Raw genomic sequence first — 336 nt, 5'->3', positions numbered from 1 at the left:
GCTGTATCCCGGACCCATGCGAGGCGTAAGGCGCAGGCCCCGGGACTCCGCCTCCTGCCGCAAAAAACCGCGGAACTGGCGCGTCGCGTCTTCCACGCATAGCCAACCCGCCGTTTCCAGCAGCAAGGCCTCCAGCAACCCCTCGCCGCTCTCCGTCAGCTCGATCACCTTCTGATCTATCTGCGGGCCCACGGTGAGCACGAAGGCTACCGCGTCCGAGCAGCCGCCCAGAAAACGGGGAAACGCCTCGCAGCGAAAGACGACATCGCCCTCGTCTCCGGCCAGCCGCAAGACCCCGTCCCGGCAACTCACCACCGGGACCTTGCGGTAGCACAC

The 336-nt window shown here is 66.7% G+C and carries 1 pseudogene; it reads right to left on the bottom strand.

Annotated features, from left to right (window positions below):
* Window positions 1–336 (bottom strand): annotated as a pseudogene (locus ACTFO6_RS18190) (hypothetical protein); the annotation flags it as partial.

Source organism: Pelomicrobium sp. G1 (genome assembly GCF_051905455.1).
In the GTDB taxonomy this organism is placed as follows: domain Bacteria; phylum Pseudomonadota; class Gammaproteobacteria; order Burkholderiales; family UBA6910; genus Pelomicrobium.
Note: the sequence above shows the minus strand (reverse complement) of the source record. Positions and strands in the feature narration are given on the sequence as shown.